The sequence below is a fragment of the Streptomyces sp. CY-1 genome (assembly GCF_047218265.1).
Classification (GTDB): Bacteria; Actinomycetota; Actinomycetes; order Streptomycetales; family Streptomycetaceae; genus Streptomyces; species Streptomyces niphimycinicus.
Genome location: NZ_CP178393.1, coordinates 6,793,322 through 6,816,342 on the forward strand (window position 1 = coordinate 6,793,322; position 23,021 = coordinate 6,816,342).

21 protein-coding genes are annotated in these 23,021 nt (G+C 71.3%); 11 read left to right on the forward strand and 10 right to left on the reverse strand.

Going from position 1 to position 23,021, the window contains the following annotated elements; genetic code table 11:
- Positions 1–115 precede the first annotated feature (115 nt).
- Positions 116–1,174 (forward strand): YihY/virulence factor BrkB family protein, encoded by a 1,059-nt coding sequence (locus tag ACK1X7_RS29210; protein ID WP_385141932.1) that lies wholly within the window; start codon positions 116–118, stop codon positions 1,172–1,174.
- 40 nt (positions 1,175–1,214) lie between these two features.
- Here the strand turns inward: ACK1X7_RS29210 and ACK1X7_RS29215 are convergent, their stop codons facing one another.
- Positions 1,215–2,648, reverse strand: a complete 1,434-nt coding sequence (locus ACK1X7_RS29215) for a D-alanyl-D-alanine carboxypeptidase family protein (RefSeq protein ID WP_398159530.1) — start codon at positions 2,646–2,648, stop codon at positions 1,215–1,217.
- 10 nt (positions 2,649–2,658) lie between these two features.
- On the opposite strand from ACK1X7_RS29215, the gene ACK1X7_RS29220 reads away from it, so the two are divergent.
- Both ACK1X7_RS29220 and ACK1X7_RS29225 read left to right on the forward strand, forming a co-directional pair.
- Positions 2,659–2,910, forward strand: a complete 252-nt coding sequence (locus ACK1X7_RS29220) for an SCO4848 family membrane protein (protein WP_043241427.1) — start codon at positions 2,659–2,661, stop codon at positions 2,908–2,910.
- 47 nt (positions 2,911–2,957) lie between these two features.
- On the forward strand, positions 2,958–4,421 hold the full coding sequence (locus ACK1X7_RS29225; protein ID WP_413115840.1) for a metallophosphoesterase: 1,464 nt from the start codon (positions 2,958–2,960) through the stop codon (positions 4,419–4,421).
- Between the two features lie 38 nt (positions 4,422–4,459).
- On the opposite strand, the gene ACK1X7_RS29230 is transcribed toward ACK1X7_RS29225, so the two are convergent.
- From ACK1X7_RS29230 to ACK1X7_RS29255, 6 genes are all read right to left on the reverse strand, one after another.
- Positions 4,460–5,866, reverse strand: coding sequence for a VanZ family protein (locus ACK1X7_RS29230; protein ID WP_413115841.1), 1,407 nt, complete (start codon positions 5,864–5,866; stop codon positions 4,460–4,462).
- Positions 5,867–5,997: 131 nt separating this feature from the next.
- On the reverse strand, positions 5,998–6,771 hold the full coding sequence (locus ACK1X7_RS29235; RefSeq protein WP_390793057.1) for a succinate dehydrogenase iron-sulfur subunit: 774 nt from the start codon (positions 6,769–6,771) through the stop codon (positions 5,998–6,000).
- Entirely contained in the window at positions 6,771–8,525 is a 1,755-nt protein-coding gene (gene sdhA, locus ACK1X7_RS29240) for a succinate dehydrogenase flavoprotein subunit (RefSeq protein ID WP_078641976.1), read from the reverse strand. Before sdhA ends, ACK1X7_RS29235 begins: the two co-directional genes overlap by 1 nt.
- A gap of 24 nt (positions 8,526–8,549) precedes the next feature.
- Positions 8,550–9,020, reverse strand: coding sequence for a succinate dehydrogenase hydrophobic membrane anchor subunit (locus ACK1X7_RS29245; protein WP_208515530.1), 471 nt, complete (start codon positions 9,018–9,020; stop codon positions 8,550–8,552).
- A gap of 5 nt (positions 9,021–9,025) precedes the next feature.
- Entirely contained in the window at positions 9,026–9,406 is a 381-nt protein-coding gene (sdhC, locus tag ACK1X7_RS29250; protein ID WP_014061379.1) for a succinate dehydrogenase, cytochrome b556 subunit, read from the reverse strand.
- 156 nt (positions 9,407–9,562) lie between these two features.
- Positions 9,563–10,096, reverse strand: coding sequence for a 2-oxo-4-hydroxy-4-carboxy-5-ureidoimidazoline decarboxylase (locus ACK1X7_RS29255; RefSeq protein ID WP_385141946.1), 534 nt, complete (start codon positions 10,094–10,096; stop codon positions 9,563–9,565).
- A 381-nt stretch (positions 10,097–10,477) separates the two neighbouring features.
- Here ACK1X7_RS29255 and ACK1X7_RS29260 point away from each other — a divergent pair, with 381 nt between their 5' ends.
- The 4 genes from ACK1X7_RS29260 to ACK1X7_RS29275 all read left to right on the forward strand — a co-directional run bounded on the left by ACK1X7_RS29260 (position 10,478) and on the right by ACK1X7_RS29275 (position 15,543).
- The gene (locus ACK1X7_RS29260; protein ID WP_413115842.1) at positions 10,478–12,136 is read left to right on the forward strand and encodes a beta-N-acetylhexosaminidase; all 1,659 of its coding nucleotides are present in this window, start codon (positions 10,478–10,480) and stop codon (positions 12,134–12,136) included.
- Between the two features lie 339 nt (positions 12,137–12,475).
- A complete protein-coding gene (locus tag ACK1X7_RS29265) occupies positions 12,476–13,591 on the forward strand; it encodes a DUF4328 domain-containing protein (protein ID WP_413115843.1) in 1,116 nt (371 codons plus the stop codon).
- Positions 13,592–13,651: 60 nt separating this feature from the next.
- Positions 13,652–14,335 carry an RNA polymerase sigma factor gene (locus tag ACK1X7_RS29270; protein ID WP_385141968.1) on the forward strand — a complete coding sequence of 228 codons (684 nt, stop codon included), beginning with the start codon at positions 13,652–13,654 and terminating at the stop codon, positions 14,333–14,335.
- The gene (locus tag ACK1X7_RS29275) at positions 14,335–15,543 is read left to right on the forward strand and encodes a hypothetical protein (RefSeq protein ID WP_413115844.1); all 1,209 of its coding nucleotides are present in this window, start codon (positions 14,335–14,337) and stop codon (positions 15,541–15,543) included. Before ACK1X7_RS29270 ends, ACK1X7_RS29275 begins: the two co-directional genes overlap by 1 nt.
- A 238-nt stretch (positions 15,544–15,781) precedes the next feature.
- On the opposite strand, the gene ACK1X7_RS29280 is transcribed toward ACK1X7_RS29275, so the two are convergent.
- Positions 15,782–16,678: a L,D-transpeptidase family protein gene (locus ACK1X7_RS29280; protein WP_385141958.1), complete on the reverse strand. Its 897-nt coding sequence runs from the start codon at positions 16,676–16,678 to the stop codon at positions 15,782–15,784.
- Positions 16,679–16,828: 150 nt separating this feature from the next.
- On the opposite strand from ACK1X7_RS29280, the gene ACK1X7_RS29285 reads away from it, so the two are divergent.
- Together ACK1X7_RS29285 and ACK1X7_RS29290 are read left to right on the forward strand one after the other, a co-directional pair.
- Positions 16,829–18,418, forward strand: coding sequence for an acyl-CoA mutase large subunit family protein (locus ACK1X7_RS29285; RefSeq protein WP_390793053.1), 1,590 nt, complete (start codon positions 16,829–16,831; stop codon positions 18,416–18,418).
- 54 nt (positions 18,419–18,472) lie between these two features.
- Positions 18,473–18,688, forward strand: coding sequence for a hypothetical protein (locus tag ACK1X7_RS29290; protein WP_385141963.1), 216 nt, complete (start codon positions 18,473–18,475; stop codon positions 18,686–18,688).
- Positions 18,689–19,160: 472 nt separating this feature from the next.
- On the opposite strand, the gene ACK1X7_RS29295 is transcribed toward ACK1X7_RS29290, so the two are convergent.
- Positions 19,161–19,874 carry a B3/B4 domain-containing protein gene (locus tag ACK1X7_RS29295; RefSeq protein ID WP_390793052.1) on the reverse strand — a complete coding sequence of 238 codons (714 nt, stop codon included), beginning with the start codon at positions 19,872–19,874 and terminating at the stop codon, positions 19,161–19,163.
- 121 nt (positions 19,875–19,995) lie between these two features.
- On the opposite strand from ACK1X7_RS29295, the gene ACK1X7_RS29300 reads away from it, so the two are divergent.
- A complete protein-coding gene (locus ACK1X7_RS29300) occupies positions 19,996–21,318 on the forward strand; it encodes an alpha/beta hydrolase family protein (RefSeq protein ID WP_413115845.1) in 1,323 nt (440 codons plus the stop codon).
- On the opposite strand, the gene ACK1X7_RS29305 is transcribed toward ACK1X7_RS29300, so the two are convergent.
- Entirely contained in the window at positions 21,293–21,439 is a 147-nt protein-coding gene (locus tag ACK1X7_RS29305; protein WP_014061368.1) for an SCO1431 family membrane protein, read from the reverse strand. The genes ACK1X7_RS29300 and ACK1X7_RS29305 overlap by 26 nt on opposite strands.
- A 131-nt stretch (positions 21,440–21,570) precedes the next feature.
- Between ACK1X7_RS29305 and ACK1X7_RS29310 the strand changes: the two genes are divergently transcribed.
- Positions 21,571–22,986 (forward strand): amidase, encoded by a 1,416-nt coding sequence (locus ACK1X7_RS29310; RefSeq protein WP_385155786.1) that lies wholly within the window; start codon positions 21,571–21,573, stop codon positions 22,984–22,986.
- The last annotated feature ends 35 nt before the right edge of the window (positions 22,987–23,021 follow it).

Below are 23,021 nucleotides of genomic sequence, written 5' to 3' on the forward strand. Positions count from 1 at the left end.
TCACGGCCTCACCGAAAAGAGTGATGAGCGGAGCGGCTGTCCGGGGAACCCGGATATCCGTATCGCGCACCGGCGCGCCGAGGAGTGACACCGTGCGGAAGGGTAGTTGCTGATCATGGAATCGTTGACCCGGCTGCCTGTCGTCGGCCCCATGCTGGCCTGGCTGATGCGCACCCACGCCTGGCGTACCTACGAACGGCTGGACCGTGTCCACTGGACCCGGCTCGCCGCCGCGATCACGTTCAGCAGCTTTATCGCCTTCTTCCCGCTCATCGCCGTCGGGGCGGCGATCGGCGCGGCGACGCTCAGCCAGGCGCAGATGGCCCAGTTGCAGAAGAAGATCGCTCAGCAGATCCCGGGCATCTCCGGCCAGCTCGACTTGGGCGCACTCGTCCAGAACGCCGCCACCATCGGAGTCGTCGCGGGCGCCCTGCTGCTGTTCACCGGCATTAGCTGGGTGGGCTCGCTGCGCGAGTCCCTGCGCGCCGTATGGGAGCTGGAGGAGGACCCAGGCAACCCGCTGGTGCGCAAGGTCAAGGACGCCTTCGTGCTGATCGGGCTGGGCGGTGTGGCGCTGTTTTCGTTCGCCGTGTCCGCCCTGGCCGCCACCGCCGTGGGCCAAATCGTCCGGCTCATCGGCATCCCCGAGAACGGGATCGGCGGCTGGCTGCTGCGGATCGCCGCGTTCGCCATCGCCGTCTGCGCCGACCTCGTGCTGCTGAGCTACGTCCTGACCTGGCTCCCCGGCGTGCAGCCGCCGCGCCGTACGGTCGTGATCGCCGCGCTCATCGGCGCGGTCGGCTTCGAACTGCTCAAGGTGCTGCTCAGCAGCTATCTGAAGGATGTGGCGGCCAAGAGCATGTACGGGGCGTTCGGGGTGCCCATCGCCCTGCTGCTGTGGATGAACTTCACCGCGAAACTCACGCTGTACTGCGCCGCCTGGACCGCCACCCCGCCCGCCGCCCAGGCCGAGCGCGAGGCCGAATGGGCGGCGGAGGCGGACAAGGCCCAGCCGTCCGAGGCGGACAAGGCCGAGCCGTCCGGACCGGACCGGGCCGAGCCGTCCGGGCCGGACCAGTCCCAGCCGTCCGGGCCGGACCGGGCCCGGCCGTCCGGGCCGGAGGTCGGAAAGCCCCGCGCCCGCAGGCCCGAAGGCCCGCAGGCGGCGGCGTGACGGCGACCGTAAGAGCGCCGGCTCGGCCGTAAGGGCCCGCTCAGTCGCGCGAGCGGCGCCGCACCAGCTCCGGCAGCGGCCAGCGGCGGTGCACCCCGAAGGCCACCGCGCCCAGCAGCGCCACTGAGCCGCCCGCGATGCCCACCGCGGTCCACGCCCCGCCGGAGCCTCCGTTGTCCGTGGAGACGGACGCCTGGGCGTGCTTATGGCCGTCCTCGCCACCGGCCGAGGGGTGGTTGGCGCCCGCCGCGCCGGGGCGGACGAGGGTGCCGACCGGGTTCACCGAGCCCGCCGCCTTGAAGCCCCAGTCGAAGAGCCTCGCGGTCTCCTTGTAGACCTCGTTCGCCTGCTGCTCCTGCGGATTCATGACGGTGACCAGCAGCACCCGGCTGCCGCGCTGGGCGACTCCGGTGAAGGTGGCGCCCGCGTTCGTGGTGTTGCCGTTCTTGACCCCGGCGATGCCCTTGTACGGCTCGACGCCGAAGCCGGTCAGCAGCCGGTTGGTGTTCTGGATGCCGAAGCTGGAGCGCTTCTTCTTGCCCTTTTCGAACGTGCCGGGGAACTGCGCGGTCGCCGTCGAGCAGTACTCCCGGAAGTCCGCCTTCTGTAGCCCCGAGCGGGCGAAGAGGGTCAGGTCGTACGCGCTGCTGACCTGGCCCTTCTCGTCGTAGCCGTCGGGTGTGACCACATGGGTGTCCCGGGCGTTCAGATGCTTCGCGTGCGCCTGCATCTCGCTCACGGTCGCCGGGACGCCGCCGTTCATGGCCGACAGCACATGCACCGCGTCGTTGCCCGAGCGCAGGAAGACGCCGAGCCACAGGTCGTGGACCGAGTAGGTGTAGTTCTCCTTGACCCCGACCAGGCTGCTGCCCTCGCCCATCCCCTCCAGATCGGAAAGCCGCACCTTATGGGTCTTCGTCTTCGGCATCTTCGGCAGCAGCGTGTCCGCGAACAGCATCTTCAGCGTGGACGCGGGCGGAAGCTGCCAGTGGGCGTTGTGCGAGGCGAGCACATCACCGGACTCGGCGTCGGCCACCAGCCAGGACTTTCCGCTGAGCTCCTTGGGCAGCGCGGGCGCGCCCGCCTTGGGGTCCACCTGGGTGCCGGGGCGGCCGAGCCGCTTCCCGCCCACCGTGGACATATGGGCGGGCGGCTTGACCGCCTCGGCGGAGCCGCCCGGCTGATCGGCGGCGTGCGCCGGGGCGGCGGCCAGCGGCCCGCACAGCAGGAGGGCGGCGGCGGTGGCCGCCAGCGGTGCGGCGGCGCGGCGGGCGGGGGTACGGCGACTGCCCGCGCGATTGCTCGTGGGGGTGCTCTCGCCGGTGCTCTTACGGGTGCGGTCTCGGACGTGAGTGCTGGTGAAGGAAGGTGTGGGCACGGAGGTGAACGTACCTGGCGTCGCTGAGGAGAGCGAAAGCAGCGCCGACGTATTGACGACAGACCCCCGCGTGGAGGTATCCGGGGCCGTGCCCATACTGGAACCCATGAAGCTCAGCCGCCCCGTGTCCTGGTTCCTGCTCGCCTTCGGGGTCTGGAGCTGGGTCATCTGGTTCACCTTTGTCAAAAATTTGTGGAAGGACGCCAGCGGACTCGCCTTCGACGACTCCGGCGACCCCACCACGTACTTCTGGGTGCATCTGCTGCTCGCGATCACCTCGTTTCTCTTGGGGACGGCGATCGGGGTGATCGGGTTGCGTGGGGTGCGCGCTCTGCGTCGAAACGACGCCTCCGAGTAGCGGTTCCGCACAAGCCACCGGGTAGTCGCTAGGGGAGGGGACCGGGGATGGTCGTGCTCTACGTCCTGATCGCGCTGGCCGTCATCGGTCTGCTGACCGGCGTGCACTGGTATGTGTGGCGGCGGCTGGTCGGCGATACGACGGCGCGCGGGGGATGGGCGCGCCGTACCGGCACGGCGGCGGCCTTCGTACTGCCGCTGATGAGCGTCGGCGCGGTGATCTCGGGCCGCGCGGGCGTGCCCTTCGCGATCCAGCGCGGCCTGGCCTGGCCGGGCTACCTCTGGCTCGCCCTGCTGCTGTATCTGACCCTCGCCCTGCTTGTCGGCGAGGCGGTACGGCCCTTGCTGCGCACATGGCTGAGCCGTCGCGACCCGGCCGAGTCCGCTGATGTGCGGTCGGCCGGGGGCCCGGCGGCGGATGCGGCTGTCGCCGGGCGGACAGCGGATGCCGGTTCGGCGGTGACCGCCGACGACACCGGCGCCGTCGGCCCCGACCCGACGGCCATCCGCGCGGACGGCCGCGAGGGCGCGGCGGCCGGGGACGGCGCGGGCGGGGATGGCCCCATCGGCGCCGCCGCGACGGTGGTGTCCGACGGCGGGGCCATAGCTCTGGCAAGCGGTACGGCGGCGGCCGGAAGCGTCGCGTCCGGGGCGGCGGAGGCAGCCACGGACGGCCCGGCGCCCGCCGCATCCCGGCGGCTGTTTGTCGCGCGGGCCGTGGCCGTCGGGGCCACTGCCGTGGCTGCCGGAACGGTGGGGTACGGGACGTACACCGTGCTGCGCGGGCCGCGGGTCAAGAGGATCGCCGTGCCGCTCGCCAAGCTGCCGCGCCGGGCGCATGGCTTCCGGATCGCCGTCGTCAGCGATATCCACCTCGGGCCGATCCTGGGCCGCGCCCACACCCAGCGGGTCGTCGAGGCGGTCAACCGCACCAACCCCGACCTCATCGCCGTCGTAGGCGACCTCGTGGACGGCAGTGTCGCGGATCTCGGCCCGGCCGCCGAGCCCCTGCGCGCGCTGCGCGCCCGCCATGGCAGCTACTTCGTCACCGGCAACCACGAGTACTACTCGGGCGCCGACGAGTGGGTGGACCATGTGCGCGAGCTGGGCCTGCGTCCCCTGGAGAACGAGCGCGCCGAGCTGCCCGGCTTCGATCTCGCCGGGGTGAACGACATCGCGGGCGAGAGCGAGGGCCATGGGCCCGACTTCGGTAAGGCGCTGGGCGATCGCGACCGCTCGCGTGCCTCCGTGCTGCTCGCCCATCAGCCGGTGGTGATCCACGACGCGGTGAAGGCGGGCGTCGATCTCCAGCTCTCCGGCCACACCCACGGGGGTCAGGTGTGGCCCGGCACCTATGTGGCCGAGCTGGCCAACCCCACCGCCGCCGGTCTCGAACGGTACGGCGACACCCAGCTCTATGTGACGCGCGGCGCGGGTGCCTGGGGCCCGCCGGTACGGGTCGGGGCGCCACCGGACGTCACCGTGGTGGAGCTGGCCTCGACCCGTACTTGAGCGTCTGAGCCCCCGTCATCCCGGCCACCCACCCCGCTTCAGCGCGAGTCGACGGCGGACCGCTGAACCTCCGCCGAGCCGGTGGAACCGACGGGACCGGTGGAACCGACGGGACCGGTGGAACCGACGGGACCGATGGGACCGACGGGCGCCGCGCTGACCAGCGGACGGTCGAGGTCCCCCGCCGGTGCGCCGCCGTCGGCCACCCGCGCCACCGCCACCGCCACCGGCTGCGACCGGTCGGCGGCCCGCGCCCCGGCCCGTACGGCCCGGCTGTGCGGCAGCGTGGCGTTGTGGATGCCCGAGAGGCGGTCGTGCGGGGCGAGTCGGTGCGGGTGGCGCAGGGTCTTCCACGCACAGGTGGCCGTCAGCGCGAGCCCGGCCAGCACCGCCTGTAGTTCGACGCTGCCGAGCGCGTAGAGGATCGTCTCCGCGTCCTGGGCGCCCGGGCCGTGGACGGTGGTCAGATGGTTGTAGCGCCACGGCTCGTTCAGCAGGATCAGCGTGGCCAGGAAGAATCCCGACAGGAACGGCATCACCGACGCCGCGAGCACCAGCGCTCGCAGGATCAGCCGCCAGGGCATGAGCGGGCCGCCGTCCTCCGCCACCAGCCGCAGCAGCAACAGCCGCTTTCCGGGCGTCGCGCCGGTCGCCAGCGGCAGCAGGACGAACCACACCACGAAGATCGCGACGGGCAGCCATGCCGGGGCCGTTCCGCGCTGCTCGATCAGCACGACGGTGGCGAACACCGATGTGACGACACATCCGGCCAGATCGACGGCGAGCGCCGTCAGCCGCCGCCCGAATGGCACCGGACGGGCCGCCAGCGCCCGCCCGTCCAGCGTCTCCAGCGCGGGCAGCATCCGGGCCACCGGCCCGGCCAGCAGCCAGCCGATCACCGCTCCCGAGGTGTTGACGATCAGGTCGTCCACGTCGAAGAGGCGGTAGGGGCAACTGTAGAGACCCCACACTCCGGTCCACTGCGTCAGCTCGAAGGACATCGCGACCACGAACCCGATCACGGCGGTGGCGCGCAGCGAGCGCCCGAAGTGGTAGCGCAGGAAGACGCCGAGCGGCAGGAGCAGCAGCAGATTGAAGACGGTCCCGGCGACGGCGGGGTTCTGGAGGATCAGCGAGTTGAGCCCGACCTTGTGGTGGGCCTCTTTCCAGATGTCGCTGAAGGTGTTCCCGGGCATCCACTGCGGATCGGCGACCATCGCGAACCGCTCGCACATGTCGCCGGTCTGCTTCGGCAGCGGCACGATCGTCATGCAGTAGGCGGTGAGCAGGTAGTAGAGGAAGCCGTAGAGCGACAGCGTCCGCCCCGGGGACATCACGCCGTGACGGCGGTACAGGACGACGGCCGTCGGCAGCAGCAGTAAGAGTGCCAGCAGCGGGAAGAGGGCGGCGGCCGTCTTGATCGGCAGAAGGTAGGCGGTGGCCATGCGCAGGACTATACGCCATGCGTATACATCGCGTGTATAGCTCTTCGATGTGCGTGGATACGACGAGGGCCCCGCCCCCGGAATCCGGGAAGCGGGGCCCTCGCCCACAAGCTCCGAGCCAAAAGGCTCCGTCAGAAGCGGCGCGTGATCAGAGCGCGCTTGACCTCCTGAATGGCCTTGGTGACCTCGATGCCCCGCGGGCACGCCTCGGTGCAGTTGAAGGTGGTGCGGCAGCGCCAGACGCCGTCCTTGTCGTTCAGGATCTCCAGCCGCTGCTCACCGCCCTCGTCGCGGGAGTCGAAGATGAAGCGGTGCGCGTTGACGATCGCCGCCGGGCCGAAGTACTGGCCGTCGTTCCAGAACACCGGGCACGAGGAGGTGCACGCGGCGCACAGGATGCACTTGGTGGTGTCGTCGAACCGCTCGCGGTCCTCGGCGGACTGGAGCCGCTCACGCGTCGGCTCGTTGCCCGTCGTGATCAGGAAGGGCATCACATCGCGGTACGCCTGGAAGAACGGCTCCATGTCCACGATCAGGTCCTTGAGGACCGCGAGCCCCTTGATCGGCTCGACCGTGATGGGCTTCTCGGGGTTGATGTCCTTGATCAGCGTCTTGCAGGCCAGCCGGTTGCGGCCGTTGATCCGCATCGCGTCGGATCCGCAGATGCCGTGGGCGCAGGAGCGGCGGAAGGTCAGGGTGCCGTCCAGTTCCCACTTGATCTTGTGGAGACCGTCGAGGACGCGCTCCTTCGGATCGAGGTCGATCTGGAAGTCCTCCCAGACCGCCTGGTCCGAGATCTCCGGGTTGAAGCGCCGGATCCGGAAGGTGACGGTGATCAGGTGCGAGGCGGTGGCGTCGGCCGCCTCGGGGGCCTGGTCGGACTTCTCGAGGGTGGGGGTGCTCATCAGTACTTACGCTCCATCGGCTGGTAGCGGGTCTGCACGACCGGCTTGTAGTCGAGGCGGATGGACTCGGAGCCGTCCGCGCCCACCTCTCGGTACGCCATGGTGTGCCGCATGAAGTTGACGTCGTCGCGGTTCGGGTAGTCCTCGCGGTAGTGGCCGCCGCGCGACTCCTTGCGGGCCAGCGCGGAGATCGCCATGACCTCGGCCAGGTCGAGCAGGTTGCCCAGCTCGATGGCCTCCAGCAGATCGGTGTTGAACCGCTTGCCCTTGTCCTGGACGCTGACGTTCTTGAAGCGCGCCCGCAGGTGGCCGATCTCCTCGACGGCCTCCTTGAGCGTCTGCTCGGTGCGGAAGACCATGACGTTCTTGTCCATGGTCTCCTGAAGCGCCTTGCGGACCTCGGTGACCCGCTCGGTGCCGGTCGCGTCCCGCAGGTTCTCCACCTGGCTCTGGACGAACGCGGCCGGGTCCTCCGGAAGCTCGACGAAGTCGGCCCTGGCGGAGTACTCCGCGGCGGCGATGCCCGCCCGGCGGCCGAAGACGTTGATGTCGAGCAGCGAGTTGGTGCCCAGCCGGTTGGCGCCGTGCACCGAGACGCAGGCGACCTCGCCGGCCGCGTACAGGCCGGGGACGACGGTGTCGTTGTCCGCCAGCACCTCGCCCTGGACGTTGGTCGGGATGCCGCCCATCGTGTAGTGCGCGGTCGGCTGGATCGGGATCGGGTCCGTGTACGGCTCGATGCCCAGGTACGTCCGCGCGAACTCGGTGATGTCGGGCAGCTTGGCGTCCAACTGCTCCGGCGGCAGGTGGGTCAGGTCCAGATAGACGTGGTCGCCCTCCGGACCGCAGCCGCGGCCCTCGCGGATCTCCGTGTAGATGGACCGCGATACGACATCTCGTGATGCCAGGTCCTTCATGACCGGCGCGTACTTCTCCATGAAGCGCTCGCCGTCCTTGTTGCGGAGGATGCCGCCCTCACCGCGGGCGCCCTCCGTCAGCAGGATGCCCATCCGCCAGATGCCGGTCGGGTGGAACTGGAAGAACTCCATGTCCTCCAGCGGCAGCCCGCGCCGGTAGGCGACCGCCTGGCCGTCACCGGTGAGGGTGTGCGCGTTGGAGGTCACCTTGAAGAACTTGCCGCAGCCGCCGGAGGCGAAGACGACGGCCTTCGCCTGGAAGACGTGCAGCTCACCGGTGGCCAGCTCGTACGCCACCACACCCGCGGTCCGCTTGACCCCGTCGACCTCGGTCATCAGGAGGTCCAGGACGTAGAACTCGTTGAAGAACTCCACGCCCTCCTTGACGCAGTTCTGGTACAGCGTCTGGAGGATCATGTGGCCGGTGCGGTCCGAGGCGTAGCAGGACCGGCGGACCGGGGCCTCGCCGTGGTTACGGCTGTGGCCGCCGAAGCGGCGCTGGTCGATGGTGCCGTTCGGGGTGCGGTTGAACGGCAGGCCCATCTTCTCCAGGTCGAGGACGGAGTCGATGGCCTCCTTCGCCAGGATCTCGGCGGCGTCCTGGTCGACCAGGTAGTCACCGCCCTTGATCGTGTCGAAGGTGTGCCACTCCCAGTTGTCCTCCTCGACATTGGCGAGGGCGGCGGCCATGCCGCCCTGCGCCGCGCCGGTGTGGGAGCGGGTCGGGTAGAGCTTGGTGAGCACCGCGGTGCGGCTGCGCTTGGTCGACTCGATGGCCGCGCGCATTCCGGCCCCGCCGGCGCCGACGATGACGGTGTCGTACTTATGGATCTTCATGAGTGGATACCTCAGCCCCGGGGCCTAGCGGATGTTCGGGTCGAAGGTGAAGATCACCAGAGTGCCGAGCACGATGGTGAATCCTGCCGCCGTGTAGAGCAGCGCCTTCAGCCACAGGCGGGTGGTGTCCCGCTCCGCGTAGTCGTTGATGATCGTGCGCAGGCCGTTCGCGCCGTGCAGCGTGGCGAGCCAGAGCATGATCAGATCCCATGCCTGCCAGAACGGCGAGGCCCAGCGGCCGGCCACGAAGGCGAAGCCGATCTTGGTGACGCCGCCGTCCAGCACGAGCTGGATCAGCAGATGGCCCAGGACCAGGACGACCAGCAGGACGCCGGACAGGCGCATGAAGAGCCAGCCGTACATCTCGAAGTTCGTACGGGTCGCCCTGGGCGTCTTGCGGGTACGGGCCCGCGGCGGCTCGATGACCGGGGCCGGATGATCCACGTCGTACCCGGTGACCGAGTCGCTCGCGGGGGTGGTGGTCTCGGCGGACATGTGCGTCAGCTCCCGAACAGTTCGCGCAGCGTGTGCTGGAGGATCGGGTAGAAGGCGCCCGCCATCAGCACGACCCAGATACCGACGACGCCCCAGAGCATCTGGCGCTGGTACCTCGCTCCCTTGGACCAGAAGTCGACGGCGATGACGCGAAGGCCGTTGAGGGCGTGAAACAGGATGGCGGCCACGAGGCCGTACTCCATCAGGTTCACGACGGGATTCTTGTAGGTGGCGACCACGTTGTCGTACGCCTCGGGCGAGACGCGGACCAGCGAGGTGTCCAGCACATGTACGAACAGGAAGAAGAAGATGAGGACGCCGGTGACTCGATGAGCCACCCAGGACCACATGCCTTCCCGGCCGCGATACAGCGTTCCAGCCGGCACGGAAAAACCCTCCGGAAGCGGATTTGGGGCCTGCCGGCTTCACGGTCGGTCGGGCCCGGCCGGGTACGGTCCACCGGCCCTGGACATCGTACCGACGTGCTGTCGGCTGGTTCGTCCGGGGGGCTCAGGTGTGATCTATCAAGCACGAACGGGCGATCATGCGATACGGAACCCGGATACGTCGGGCAACCGGGAGGCGTTCGCGGCCAGCCGGGCGAGCCTGCCGCGGGCGATGCGCCGCAGCTCCTCGGCGGTGTTCTCGCGCTCCCGCTCCCGCTCGTTGCCCAGCCGCTTCCGGATCCCGGTCAGCAGCCGGTCGAGCCGCTCATCGGGCCGCAGACCATCCAGACAGATGACGAAAACGTGACCGAATCGACGCTCGTACGCATCGTGGGCGGCCCGGAGCGCGGTGTGGGCGGCAAGCGACCCCAGGCTCTCCGCGGGCGGCAGCTCATGGCCGACGACCGACTCGTCCGCGAGCGCCTCGTCCAGATCGGCGAGGGTGAGGTCATAGCTGGCCTCGTCCCCGGCGGCCAGCAGCGCCTCCAGATCGGGGTACGGGCGGTGGGCCGCGATCAGCCGGGCCCAGCGGCGGCTGCCGCAGCAGGCGAGCAGCGCGGCCTCGGCCGCGTCGGCGGTGGCGGTGTTGAGCCGGTCGAGGCGGGGGGCCGCGGCGCGGGACCCGGGCATGGGCCCGGGCATGGACCTGGGCATGGGCCTGGACCTGGACAGCGTGGACTCCTCGGACACGCGGTGGACTCCTCCGGCACGCAGGGGACACGCATGGGAGCGGACGCCCAGGAGATGAGGACGTCCGGGAGATAAGGACACCCGGGAGAAACGGACACCCGGGAGAAGCGGACACCCGGGACAGGTGCGGGAGACATGGCTGGGCGTATGAGCAGTACACGCTAACGATGCGGGGCGGTGGGTGTGCCGGGGGGAACGCGATATCACCCGAAGGGGGAGGTTTTACTGCATGCGGTGGACGGCATTCGGGGCGCAGGGTGTTTTTCGGCCCAAAGGCGGCCGAATGCCCGAAGCGGGGAGGGCCTAAGGAGGTACACCGCCATGGGATTGCCGCTCAGAGCCACCAAGGCGTCCTGCGTCCGCGGTCTCATCGCGGGTGCCGTCGCCACCCTCGTCCTGGCGGCCCTCGGCTGTCAGCAGACGGGCGGCGGCCAGGGCCAGGCCGGTACCCGTTCCTCACCGGCCCGTTCCTCGCCGGCGCACTCCGCGCATGCCACGACCGCCACCTCCGCGCGGTCCCCCGCCGCCTCGCCGCACGGAACGGCGGCCTCCGCCCCGCCCCGCACCATCCCCTCCGTCCGCGACTTCACCCCGGCCACGGGCCCCGGCTGGCGGCCCGGCAGCGGCAGCCGGGTGGTGGCCGACCTCAACGGCCCGCTCGCCGACGAGGCCCAGATGATCGCCACGCAACTGGGGCTGCGCACCGCCTCCGGCACCCCCCGCACCGGTGATCTCTCCCTCGCCATCGAGCCGAAGCAGAGCGGTGGCCGCGAGGCGTACACACTGACGGTCGGTGGCGGCCGCGCCCGGATCACCGGCCCCGCCGAGGCGGGCGTCTTCTACGGCACCCGCACCGTGAAACAGGCGCTGCGCTCCGGCGGACGCCTCCCCGAAGGCGTGATCCACGACCGGCCCGGCCGCGCCCAGCGCGGACTCAACCTGGACATCGCGCGCAAGTTCTTCTCGGCCGGGTGGATCGAGGCCCGGATGCGCGAGATGGCCGACCTCAAGCTCAACCAACTGGCCCTGCACTTCTCCGACGACCAGGGCTTCCGCATCCAGAGCACCAGCCACCCCGAGATCGTCTCGGCCCAGCACCTCACCAAGGCCCAGGTCCGGGAGATCGTCGCGCTCGGGCAGCGGCTGCACATCACCGTCATCCCCGAGATCGACTCGCCGGGCCACCTCGGCGCCGTCATCAGGGCCCATCCGCAGCTCCAACTGCGCAACGCGGGCGGCACCACGTTCCAGGGCTCGGTGGACATCTCCAATCCGGCCTCGGCCCGCATCGTCGATCAGCTCATGCGCGAGTACGCCCCGCTCTTCCCCGGCCGCTGGTGGCATCTGGGCGCCGATGAGTACCTCGCGCTGACCGTCAAGGACCCCCAGGCGTCGTTCCCGAAGCTGGTGGCCGCCGCGAAGGCGAAGTACGGCCCCAACGCCCGGGTGCAGGACCTGGTCACCGGCTGGCTGAACGACCGGGCCCGGCTCGCCCGGCAGCTCGGTAAGCAGCCCAAGGCGTGGAACGACGGCTTCTTCGCCGGCGGCGTCGTCAAGCCCGACAAGGACATCGAGGTCGAGTACTGGACGGGACGGCTGAAGGAGACGGCACGGCCGCCGCTGGAGTATCTGAAGGAGGGCCGCAAGGTGGTCAACCTCAATGACTCGTATCTCTACTACGTCCTCGGCGAGCCCGGCGGCTTCACCTACCCGACCGGCGAACGTATTTACGAGAGCTGGTCCCCCGCGGTACTGCGCGGCTCCACGCCCGTCGCCGACAAGTCCCTGACCGGACCGAACCGGATCCTCGGCGCCCGTTTCGCCATCTGGGGTGACCGGCCCGACGCCCAGACGGCCGCGCAGGTGGCCCAGGGCATCAGGCTGCCGCTCGCGGCACTGGCCCAGCGCGTGTGGGACCCCGGGAAGCCGCCGCTGAGCTGGTCCGACTTCACCCGGCTCGCCGAGCGGCTCGGGGTCTGAGCGGGGGGCCGGGCGGAGAAAAGAGGGAGAGAAGGCGGAGAGAAGAAGGAGAAAAGAAGGACGGTCGGGGCCGCCACCCCCCACAGGAGAGGCCCCGACCGTCGATCAGGGAGAGCCTTGAGAAGGCTCGTACCCCTTACAGCGTCGCACGCCTCGATTACGTCACACCTCCCCTTGCACGAAACCGGGGACTTCACCCCGCGTCCCGGGTCCGTTCCGCTCTGGACGTGACCGGTCGGATGCCCGTAACGTGCAGGTCCGCGCTCTGGGCGCGGTCAGAGGCTTCATTTTCTCGCGTGGCCCGCAGCGGGTCACGTTCCCAGGGGGACTCAAAAGACCATGTATCCGTGTGGGAACTGCCGCGCTGTCGCCGTCGGCCCCGACGGGCGCTGTGCCGCATGCGGGACGTACCAGCAGCAGCTACAACAGCAGCCCTCCGCGCCGCCGCAGCAGCCGTCCGTCCCGCCGCAGATGGCGCAGATGCCGCCGGCGCCCGGTGGCTACCCGGCCGCCCCGCCCATGGGCATGCCGGCCGGCGGGGTCGATCTGCGGCGCGGGCTTTCCACCACGCTCGTCGCGCTCTTCGGCGTGGCGCTGCCGGCGCTCGTCTTCCTCTTCGTGGGGCGCTCCGGCCAGTACAGCGTGATCGGGGACATGCTGGACGCGGTCGAGGGCAAGTCCGTCTCCATCACCGAGCAGGACCTCAACGACGCCGACGACCTGTTCACCACCGCGCAGGTCATCTACTCGCTGCTCACCCTCGCGATCGCCGTGGTCTGGGTGATCTGGTTCCGGCGGCTGCGGCTGAACGCCGAGGTCTTCGCGCCCGGCCAGCACCGCTTCAGCAGCGGCTGGGCGGTCGGTTCCTGGTTCACCCCCGTCGTCAACTTCTGGTTCCCCAAGCAGATCGCCAACGACATCTGGCGCGCCAGCTCCCCGCAGGGGCCGCACGCCGTCAGCCGCGGTCTGCTCAACGGCTGGTGGATCACCTGGATCGTCGCGCTGGTCACCAACGCCATCGGCGGCATCCGGTACAACCTGCTGCGGGGCAAGGTGGAGGGCGACGACTACGCCCCCTCCCGCTCCGAGGCGAAGAGCGATATCGAGAGCCTGCACTCCATCCTGGCATTCGACATGTTCGCGATCGTGATCTTCATGGCCGCGGCGGTCCTCGCACTGCTGCTGGTCCGGCAGATCACCGCGATGCAGGAGCAGCGCGCCTCGCTGGCGCCGCAGATGGGCGGCCCGGCACCGTACGGCATGTCGGCGCAGAACCCGTACGGCGCCCCGGCGCCCGGACCCGCCCCGTACGGCGCCCCGGCCCCTGGGCCCGGCTCGTACGGCGCCCCGGCCCCCGGGTCCGGCTCGTACGGCACCCCTCATATGCCGCCGACTCCCCCGACCCCGCCGCCCGGCCAGCCCGGTCAGCAGTACCCGCCCTACGGGCAGGGCTAGCCCGCGGCTACGCCGGAATCGACTGGACCACGGATTCTCCGAGTGGGGCAGGAAGAGAGCGTGCAGGGCGACGACGCGGAACTGACCGCCGCGGTACTCGCGGCGCAGGAAGGGGACGAGACCGCCTTCCGGACCGTCTACCGGTCCGTGCACCCTCGCCTCCTCGGCTATGTGCGCACGCTGGTCGGTGACGGAGACGCGGAGGACATCACCTCCGAAGCATGGCTCCAGATCGCCCGTGACCTGCAACGCTTCAGTGGAGACGCCGACCGCTTCCGGGGCTGGGCGGCCCGGATAGCCCGCAATCGCGCGCTGGACCACATACGGATGCGCGGCCGCCGCCCGGCCATCGGCGGCGATGAGTCGGAGCTGGAGCTCCGCGCGTCCGACGCGGACACGGCCGGTGAGGCGATGGAGGCCCTCGGCACCGGCCGGGCGCTCGGGCTGATCGCCCAGCTTCCGCAGGACCAGGCCGAGGCGGTGGTGCTCCGGGTGGTCCTCGGCCTCGACGCCAAGAGCGCGGCCGCGGTGCTGGGCAAGCGGCCGGGGGCGGTACGCACGGCCGCCCACCGGGGCCTGCGGCGGCTGGCCGACCTGATCGGCCCGGCGGCCGGGGGCGATTCCGCGGTGCTCGAGGGGATCCCGGGGCAACGTGAGTCACACGGCGGCGGAGCAACCAAGCCGGGTGCGGCGAAGTCTGCTGGTGTGACGGATTCACGCGCGCCAACGCAGAAGGACATGTGATGGCCGAAGACCACCGCTATAGCTGGCTGGATGACAGTGTCGCGGAGCGGTTGCTTCGCGGCGAACCGGTCGAGGGGCAGCCCGGGGCTCCCGACGGCCGGGGCGACGAGTCATATGCCGAAGCGGAGCGGTTGGCGGCCGTGCTCAGCGCCGTCGCCGGAGCGGGCCGCCCGGCGGCCCCCTCCGACGCGTCCGCGCTGCCGGGCGAGGAGGCGGCCATGGCCGCCTTCCGGGCCGCCCGGGTCGAGGTCGAGGCCCAAGCGGAAGCCGTCGCCGAACCGGGTGTGGTCCGGCGGCCGGGGCGGATCCGGCAGTTCAGAGAGAGACAGCCGCGACTGCGCCGCCCGCTGCGGGCGGGCATGATCGCGATGGTGGCCGGCTGTGCGCTGAGCGGTTTCGCGGTCGCGGCAGCGGCGGGTGTGCTGCCCACCCCGTTCGGGCCGAGCCACCACACTCCGGGCCCCTCGGTGAGCATGTCGGACGCCGGACCCGGCGGGGAATCCGCCCACCCGGAGATCTCCGAGGACGGCGGTACGACGACGCCTGGTCCCGGTGGTTCAGCCGACAACGATGCCAGCGATGTGGGCTCGAACGGCGCCCAGGGCGGAACCGTCAGCCCCGCTCCGGAGGACGGCGGCAAGGGCAAGGACGGGAAGCCGGAGGACCCCTCGTCGAAGGGGAAGCATGGCACCCCGGGATGGGCCCTCCACATCTGCCCCCGTTACCTGGCCGCGGAGTTGGGGGGCGCGAACCTCGACGAGAAGTCGCTGAAGAAGCTGACGAAGGCGGCCGGGAGCGTGTCCGCCATCCACGGCTACTGCACCCAGATCCTCACCGACGACAGCACGGGCACCCCGCGCAGCGACGACAGCTCGGACCACGGCGGTGACAACAACACCGACAGCGGTTCGGACAACGGCGGCGGCAGCGGGGACAACGGTGGGCAGAGCGGGTCCGGCAACGGCGACTCCGACGGGTCCGGCCCCGGCTCCGGCTCCGGTGACAGCGGTGGTTCGGACAGCGGCGGCTCCGGCGGTGATCAGGGAAAAGGTGGCGGGGACGACAGCACGGTCCCCCAGCCCCCTCCTCCGCCGAGCGACACCACCGGCACCACCGGCACGCCGACCGCCACCACGACACCGACGCCCGCGGCTGACCCGGCGGCGTCGACCGACCCGGTGACGGCCACGGAAACGGGTGTCGGCTGAGACTCCGGCACCCAGGTGTGACGTTTTTTTCAGCGGTGACGCTGAAAGAAATGGGCCGACTGGTCATCGGCCGCGCGGGAGCCGAGGTTCCCCCCGTACCGACGGCTCCGCGCATTCGGCGCGGGCAGAGCACGTTCCCCCGGCTCTGCCCGCGCCGCCCCTCTTTGCGCTCTCAACCGGCGCCGCTCTCGCGGACCGGGTCCTCGCCGTCGGGGTTGCTCAATTGATGGTTGCGGCCTTACTTGTAGACGACGACCTTGTCGCCCGCCTTGACCTTGGCGAAGAGCGCGGCGATCTTCTTCTTGTCGCGGACGTTCACGCAGCCGTGGGAGGCGCCGCTGTAGCCGCGGGCGGCGAAGTCCGACGAGTAGTGCACCGCCTGGCCGCCGCTGAAGAACATCGCGTACGGCATCGGGGTGTGATAGATCGTCGACACATGGTCCCGGCTCTTGAAGTTGACCTGGAACAGCCCCTCCCGGGTCGGGGTGTACTCCGAGCCGAAGCGCACATCCATCGCCGACACCACCCGCCCGTTGACCATCCACGCGAGGGTGCGGCTGGTTTTGCTGATGCACAGCACCCGGCCGGTCAGGCACCGCGGATCCGGCTTGGCCAGCGGCAGCGTGGTCGGCGGATAGAGCTGGTCGTGCGTGGGCGTCTTGGTCGCCGAGCGCAGTGAGGTCCAGGTGCGCGGGCTCACCGAGCCGGTGACCGAGAGGCCGTGGCCCCGCTGGTAGGCGCTGACGGACGCCTGCGTGATGGTGCCGTAGTAGCCCGTCGGGTTCCGGTTGAAGAGGCCGAGAGCGCGCAGCCGCGCCTGGAGCTCGCGCACCCGGTCCCCGCTGGTGCCGACGGCGATCACGGGCGGGGTCACCCTCGGCGCGGTGTGCCGCGGTGTGACGGGCCTCGTGGTGCGCGGCGGCGCCACGACCCGCTTGGGCTTGGGCTTGGCCTTGTGCGTGAACGTGCGATGCGGCCGGGGCGTCTCCCGCGCGGGTGTGCTCGTACTGGCCCGGGCCTGCGGTCTCTCCTGCCCCCGGCCGTCCACGGTCGCTTCCCCCGCCCGGCACCCCGCGACCAGTGCCGCCGCCGTGGCCGTGGCCAGCGCTGTGCCGACCACCGCTGTCCGGTGCATCTGAACCCCCACTCCCCTGCTGATCTTTTTGTTGATCTTTTTGCTCTGAATGCTTCCCGAAGCTGCCAGGGGGCGAACATCGACGCATGCTGTGAACAAGGCCCCGTACCGGGAGAACGCCCGGTATCAGCCACCAGGAGGCGTGGACCCATGGCGCGCGAGTCGGAGTCGGGATTCCCCGTCGAGCCGGTGTACGGGCCCGGCGCGCTCAGCGGCTGGGATCCGGCCGGGCGGCTGGGCGAGCCGGGGGAGTACCCCTTCACCCGCGGGGTCTATCCGACGATGTACACCGGCCGCCCCTGGACGATGCGGCAGTACGCGGGGTTCGGCACCGCCGCCGAGTCCAACGCCCGCTACCGGCAGTTGATCGAGCACGGCACCACCGGCCTGTCGGTGGCCTTCGACCTGCCGACCCAGATGGGCTACGACTCCGACGCCCCCCTCGCGCACGGCGAGGTCGGCAAGGTGGGCGTGGCCATCGACTCGGTCGAGGACATGCGGGTGCTGCTGGGCGGCATTCCGCTGGACCGGGTCTCGACCTCCATGACCATCAACGCGCCCGCGGCCCTGCTGCTGCTCCTCTACCAACTCGTGGCCGAGGAGCAGGGCGTGGCCGGGAGCCGGCTGACCGGCACCATCCAGAACGACATCCTCAAGGAGTACATCGCCCGCGGCACGTACATCTTTCCGCCCGGGCCCTCGCTGCGGCTGGTCGCCGACATCTTCAAATACTGCAAGGCCGAGTTGCCGAAGTGGAACACCATCTCGATCTCCGGCTACCACATGGCGGAGGCCGGGGCCTCGCCCGCGCAGGAGATCGCCTTCACTCTGGCCGACGGCATCGAGTACGTCCGTACGGCCGTCGCGGCGGGAATGGACATCGACGACTTCGCACCCCGGCTCTCCTTCTTCTTCGTCTCCCGCACCACGCTGCTGGAGGAGGTCGCCAAGTTCCGTGCCGCGCGGCGGATCTGGGCGCGGGTGATGCGGGAGGAGTTCGGCGCGCGTGATCCGAAGTCCCAGATGCTGCGCTTCCACACGCAGACCGCGGGGGTCCAACTCACCGCGCAGCAGCCCGAGGTGAACCTCGTACGGGTGGCCGTGCAGGGCCTGGCCGCCGTGCTCGGCGGCACCCAGTCGCTGCACACCAACGCCTTCGACGAGGCCATCGCGCTCCCGACCGGCACCTCCGCCCGGCTGGCGCTGCGCACCCAGCAGGTGCTGGCGTACGAGACCGATGTGACGGCGACCGTGGACCCCTTCGCGGGCTCCTACGCCGTCGAGTCGCTGACCGACGCGGTCGAGGCGGCGGCCGTCGACCTGATGCGGCGGGTCGAGGACCTGGGCGGCGCGGTGGCCGCCATCGAGCGGAACTTCCAGAAGGAGGAGATCGAGCGCAGCGCCTACCGGATCGCCCGGGAGACGGACGCGGGGACACGGGTGGTGGTCGGCGTCAACCGCTTCCAACTGGATGAGGAGGCGCCGTACGAGCCGCTGCGCGTCGACCCGGAGATCGAGACCCGCCAGCGCGACCGGCTCACCCGGCTGCGCGCCGAACGCGACCGCTCGGCGGTGAGCGCGGCCCTGTCGTCCCTGCGGAAGGCCGCCGAGAGCGAGCCGGGCACGGCGAATGTGCTGTACCCGATGAAGGACGCGCTCGCCGCGCGGGCCACGCTGGGCGAGGTGTGCGACGCGTTGCGGGAGGTGTGGGGGACGTACAAGCCGGTGGACGCGTTCTGAGCCGGCCGGACCCGCTCGGGGCGGGTTGTCAGGGGGTTGGGTAACACTGGACCCATGTCGTCGTCACCCCGCCGCGCCTGCCCGGTCTGCACCCGTGAGATCGCGGTCGTCGGCGGGCGCTTCGCCCGCCACGACCCGCCGGGGCGGCGCTCCGCCCTCGAACTGATCTCCTGCCCCGGCTCGCGGCGCATCGCGCCGCTGCTCGCTGCTCCGCCGAAGCTCTTCGGGAACGACGAGCCGCCGACGCCGGGGCAGCAGTCGCTGTTCTAGCCCGCGACGGCTGTTCCCCTCCCCGCAGCATCGATTTGCGGCTCCGCCGCGTGGCGGGGCTCCGCCCCAGACCCCGGGCTCCGTCATCCTGGCGTGCCAGCGAGCGGGGGGCGTCCGGGGCTCCGCCCCAGCTCCGGGGTCCGGGCCAAGCCCTTGGCAGCGGCACGGTCGGGCGGGCTGGTCCCCGCCCGGGCCCTCGGGGTCCGGGCGCGTCGCCCTGGCAACGGGCACGGGCGGGCAGGGTGCTCGCCTCCCCGCCGCCTCCCGAAACTGGGGCTCCGCCCCAGACCCCGGGCGAGGCTGGCCCAGCGCCTGGGCCCGTCATCCCGACGTGCCGGCGTGCTGGGGGTGTCCGGGGCTCTGCCCCGGCCCCCGGGGTCCGGGGCAGAGCCCCACCACGCGGCGGAGCCGCAAATCGATGCTGCGGGAAGGGGCGGGTAGGGGAAAGATCCGCCGGGCCTGCGCGGTCTCGCTACGGCGCGCTCACCAGCCTGGAGGCGAGCCTCACCCCCGGGCCGACGGTCGTCAGGGCCTCCATCAGTTGGTCACCGGCTGCCTTCAGGGCCGTGTCGTCCATCGGGCCCAGCGCGTCCAGCACGAACATCGCCCGGGTAGTGGCATGGGTGAGGCGGGTCCGGGTGCATTGGCGCCAGTTCCAGCGGCGGCAGGTGACGCCTGCCTCGTCGCGCCATACGACCTCGCCGGGGGCCGGGTGCTCCAGCACCGGCTCGCCACCGGCCGTTGTCTCGAAGGTCTCGTCGCCCTCGGCGCGTACGAGACGGGCCGCGCCCACGTAGTGGTCCAGGTCCTCGCCGCCCAGGGGGATCACATGCGCGACCGAGATCGCGTTGTAGATGTCGGTCAGCCGGTCCACCCGGGGCAGCCCGGCGGGCGCCCGCCGTAGCAGCGCCTCCGCGCTGGGGCGGGTGCGCTGGGGCTTCGCGCCGAAGGCGCGGAACGCCTCGCGCCAGGCGGCCAGGTGCGGATGCTCCTCCACCGGGCCGTCCCCGAACCGCTCCCGCGCCGCCTGCTCGGCGTCGGCCAGCAGTCGCTCGCTCAGCTCGTCGCTCGGCCCGGGGCGCAGCCCCTCGGCGGTGATGAGCAGCGCCCGGTAGTCGGGGCGCAGGGCGTGCACGGCTGGGTCGATGGCGGCGGAGTCCAGCCAGGCCGCGGCGTCGTTCGTCATACGGTCCACTATGACATACGGCGCGGTTCAATGTGATGTACGGGAGCTGGGGGCAACCCCACTCCTGAGACGGTGGGCGGCCTGATGGTGGCGTACGGCCGGACAAGGAACGCTCTTCGGTATGACCACACCTACTTCCCACTCCGGCCCCCGCCGCCGGGCACTCCTCGCCGCCGCCGCCCTCGCCGCCTTGGGCGTGGGTATCGCGCAGCCGAAGGCGGTCGCGGCCCCGGCCGCCGCGCGAGCCGCCGCGCGGCGGGTGCGGCTGGCGCTGCCCGCGCCCACCGGGCCGTACCCCGTGGGCACCGTCTCCCATCGCCTCGTCGATCAGGACCGGCCCGACCCCTGGGTCGCCTCCCGGCCGTCGCGCGAGCTGATGGTCAGCGTCCGCTACCCGGCCCGGGACGTCGAGCGGTATCCGCGCGCCGCGCAACTGCTGCCGGGCGAGGCGGCCGGTTTCGACCGGCTGAACAACTTCGGGGGCGTGCCGCAGGGCCGCGTCGACTGGGCGGCGACGCGCACCTTCGCGCACCAGGGGGCCCCGCCCGCGCGGGCGCGCCGGGGCGCTGGGTGGCCGGTGGTGCTCTACTCGCCCGGCGTCGGCGACCCCCGTTCGCTGGGCACCACGCTCACCGATGAGCTGGCCTCGCGCGGCTATGTCGTGATCTGTGTCGACCACACCTATGACGGGTCGGCGGTCGAGTTCCCGGACGGCCGGGTCGAGACCAGCAGGCTGCCGGAGGAGTACGTACGGGCCAAGCGGGAGGGCACGGTCGTCGAGCTGCTGCGGAAGACCTGTGCGGTGCGGGTGGCGGATCTCCGCTTCGTCCTCGACCGGCTGGAGGCGCTCGCCCCGATGCCGCTCGACCGGTCCGCCATCGGCGCGTTCGGGCAGTCGGCGGGCGGTTTCGCGGCCCTTCAGGCGATGCATGACGACCGGAGGATCGCGGCGGCCGCGAATCTGGACGGAGTGCTGGCCTATGTCGAGGAGGACCAGGATCCCGGCCCCCTCTCCACGGTCGCCGCGGACGGGGTGGACCGTCCCGTGCTGACCATGGGTATGGACGGAAACGATCACCACACCGTGCCGTCGTGGGGTGCGCTGTGGGAGCACAGCTCGGGCCCGCGCCTCGATCTGACGCTGCTCGGTTCGGCCCATGCGACCTACACCGACGCCACGTCGATGCTGCCGCCGATCGCCGCGCGACTCGGCCTGCCGGAGAAGCTGGTGACCGACGCGATCGGCACGGTCGCCCCGCAGCGGGCGGTGGCGGTCCAGCGCGCGTACATCCCGGCGTTCTTCGACCGAGAGCTGCGCCACCGCGATGACGCGGGGCTGCTGGACGGGCCGTCGGCCCGCTACCCGGAGGTGCGATTCGTCGGCTGGGCCCCCGGGGCCGCGTCCGGGCCGAGTACGTCTAAAACAGTCCGAGCTGGGTGGTGAGCAAGGCGAGGACGACGACCAGCGACCAGCCGAGCAGATGCTCCAACAGGTGATCCTCGCCGTCGGAGGGGCCTCCGGTGCGGGAGTGGAGGCCGGTGCGGCGCGCCGCGATGTCGGTCATGCGGGTGTCCTCTGTGCTCAGCGATGATCGTGATGAAAGTGATGAAACGGGTCATCACCGTTGCCCAGGGTGCGCGGAGCAGCCGCCAGGGGTAAAGGGGAAGTGGCCGAACTCACCCGAGGAGGACCACGGTGACCAGCGTCATTCCCAAGGGTCTGGGCGAGCAGATCCGCGCCCTGGCCGGAGGCGAGGTGACCTCCCATGCGCTGGTCGAGCAGGCGCTCGAGCGCATCGCCGAGACCCAGCCCACCCTGAACGCCTTCCGCCGCGTCCGCGCCGAGGCCGCCCTGCGCGAGGCCGCCGAGGCCGACCGGCGGCTGGCGGCGGGGGAGCGGCTGCCGCTGCTCGGGGTGCCGCTCGCGGTCAAGGACGATACGGATGTGGCGGGCGAGCCCACCGCGTTCGGCTGCTGCGGCGACTTCCCGGCCAAGGTCGCGGACGGCGAGGCGGTGCGGCGGCTGAGGGCGGCCGGGGCCGTGATCGTCGGCAAGACCAACACCCCCGAGCTGGGCCAGTGGCCGTTCACCGAGGGCCCCGCCTTCGGCGACACCCGCAACCCCTGGAACCCGGAGCACACCCCCGGCGGTTCGTCCGGCGGCGCCGCGGCCGCCGTCGCCGCCGGGCTGGTCCCCGCCGCGCTCGGCTCCGACGGCGCGGGCTCGGTCCGTATCCCCGCCGCCTGGACGCATCTGATCGGTATCAAGCCCCAGCGCGGCCGGATCTCCACCTGGCCGGACGCCGAGTCCTTCAACGGCATCACCTGCAACGGCCCGCTCGCCCGTACGGTCGCCGACGCCGCGCTGCTGCTGGACGCCGTGAGCGGCAACCGCGAGGGGGATCTGCACTGCCCGGAGCCGGTGGATGTGCTGTCCGCGGTGGGCCGCGACCCGGGGCGGCTGCGGATCGCCCTCTCCTTCAAGACGGCCTTCACCGGCACCCCCAAGAGGCTGGACCCGGCCGTGCGGGCCTCGGTCGTCCGGCTCGCCGAGCGGCTGGCGGCCCTCGGCCATGAGGTCGTGGAGGCCGAGCCGCGCTACGGGCTCGTGGGCTTCTCCTTTCTGCCGCGCGCCACGGCCGGGCTCTTCGAATGGTCCGGCCGTGTCCCCGATCCGCTGCTGCTCGACATCCGCACCCGCCACGCCGCCCGCAACGGCCGGCTGCTGGGCGGCGCCGCGCTGCGGTGGGCGCGGTCGTACGAGGGGCCGCTGCGGCGCCAGGTCGGTGCGATCTTCCAGCGCTTCGACGTCGTCCTCGCCCCGACGACGGCCACGCCCCCGCTGCGGATCGGCGCCATGGCCGGGCTGTCGGGGTGGCAGACCGATCGGGCCATGATCGCGGCGTGTCCGTACGCCTGGCCGTGGAATGTGCTGGGGTGGCCCGCGCTGAACGTCCCGGCCGGGTTCGCCGACCCCGGGCGCACGCTGCCGTTGGGCGCCCAGTTCCTCGGCCCGGCCAACAGTGAGCCCGTGCTGATCTCGCTGGCGGCCCAGCTCGAGGCCGACCAGCGGTGGTACGAGCACCGGCCGTCGGTCCAGCCGTCGGTGTGACGTTGCCTCGATCCGCCGGTCGGACAACTGGGCCC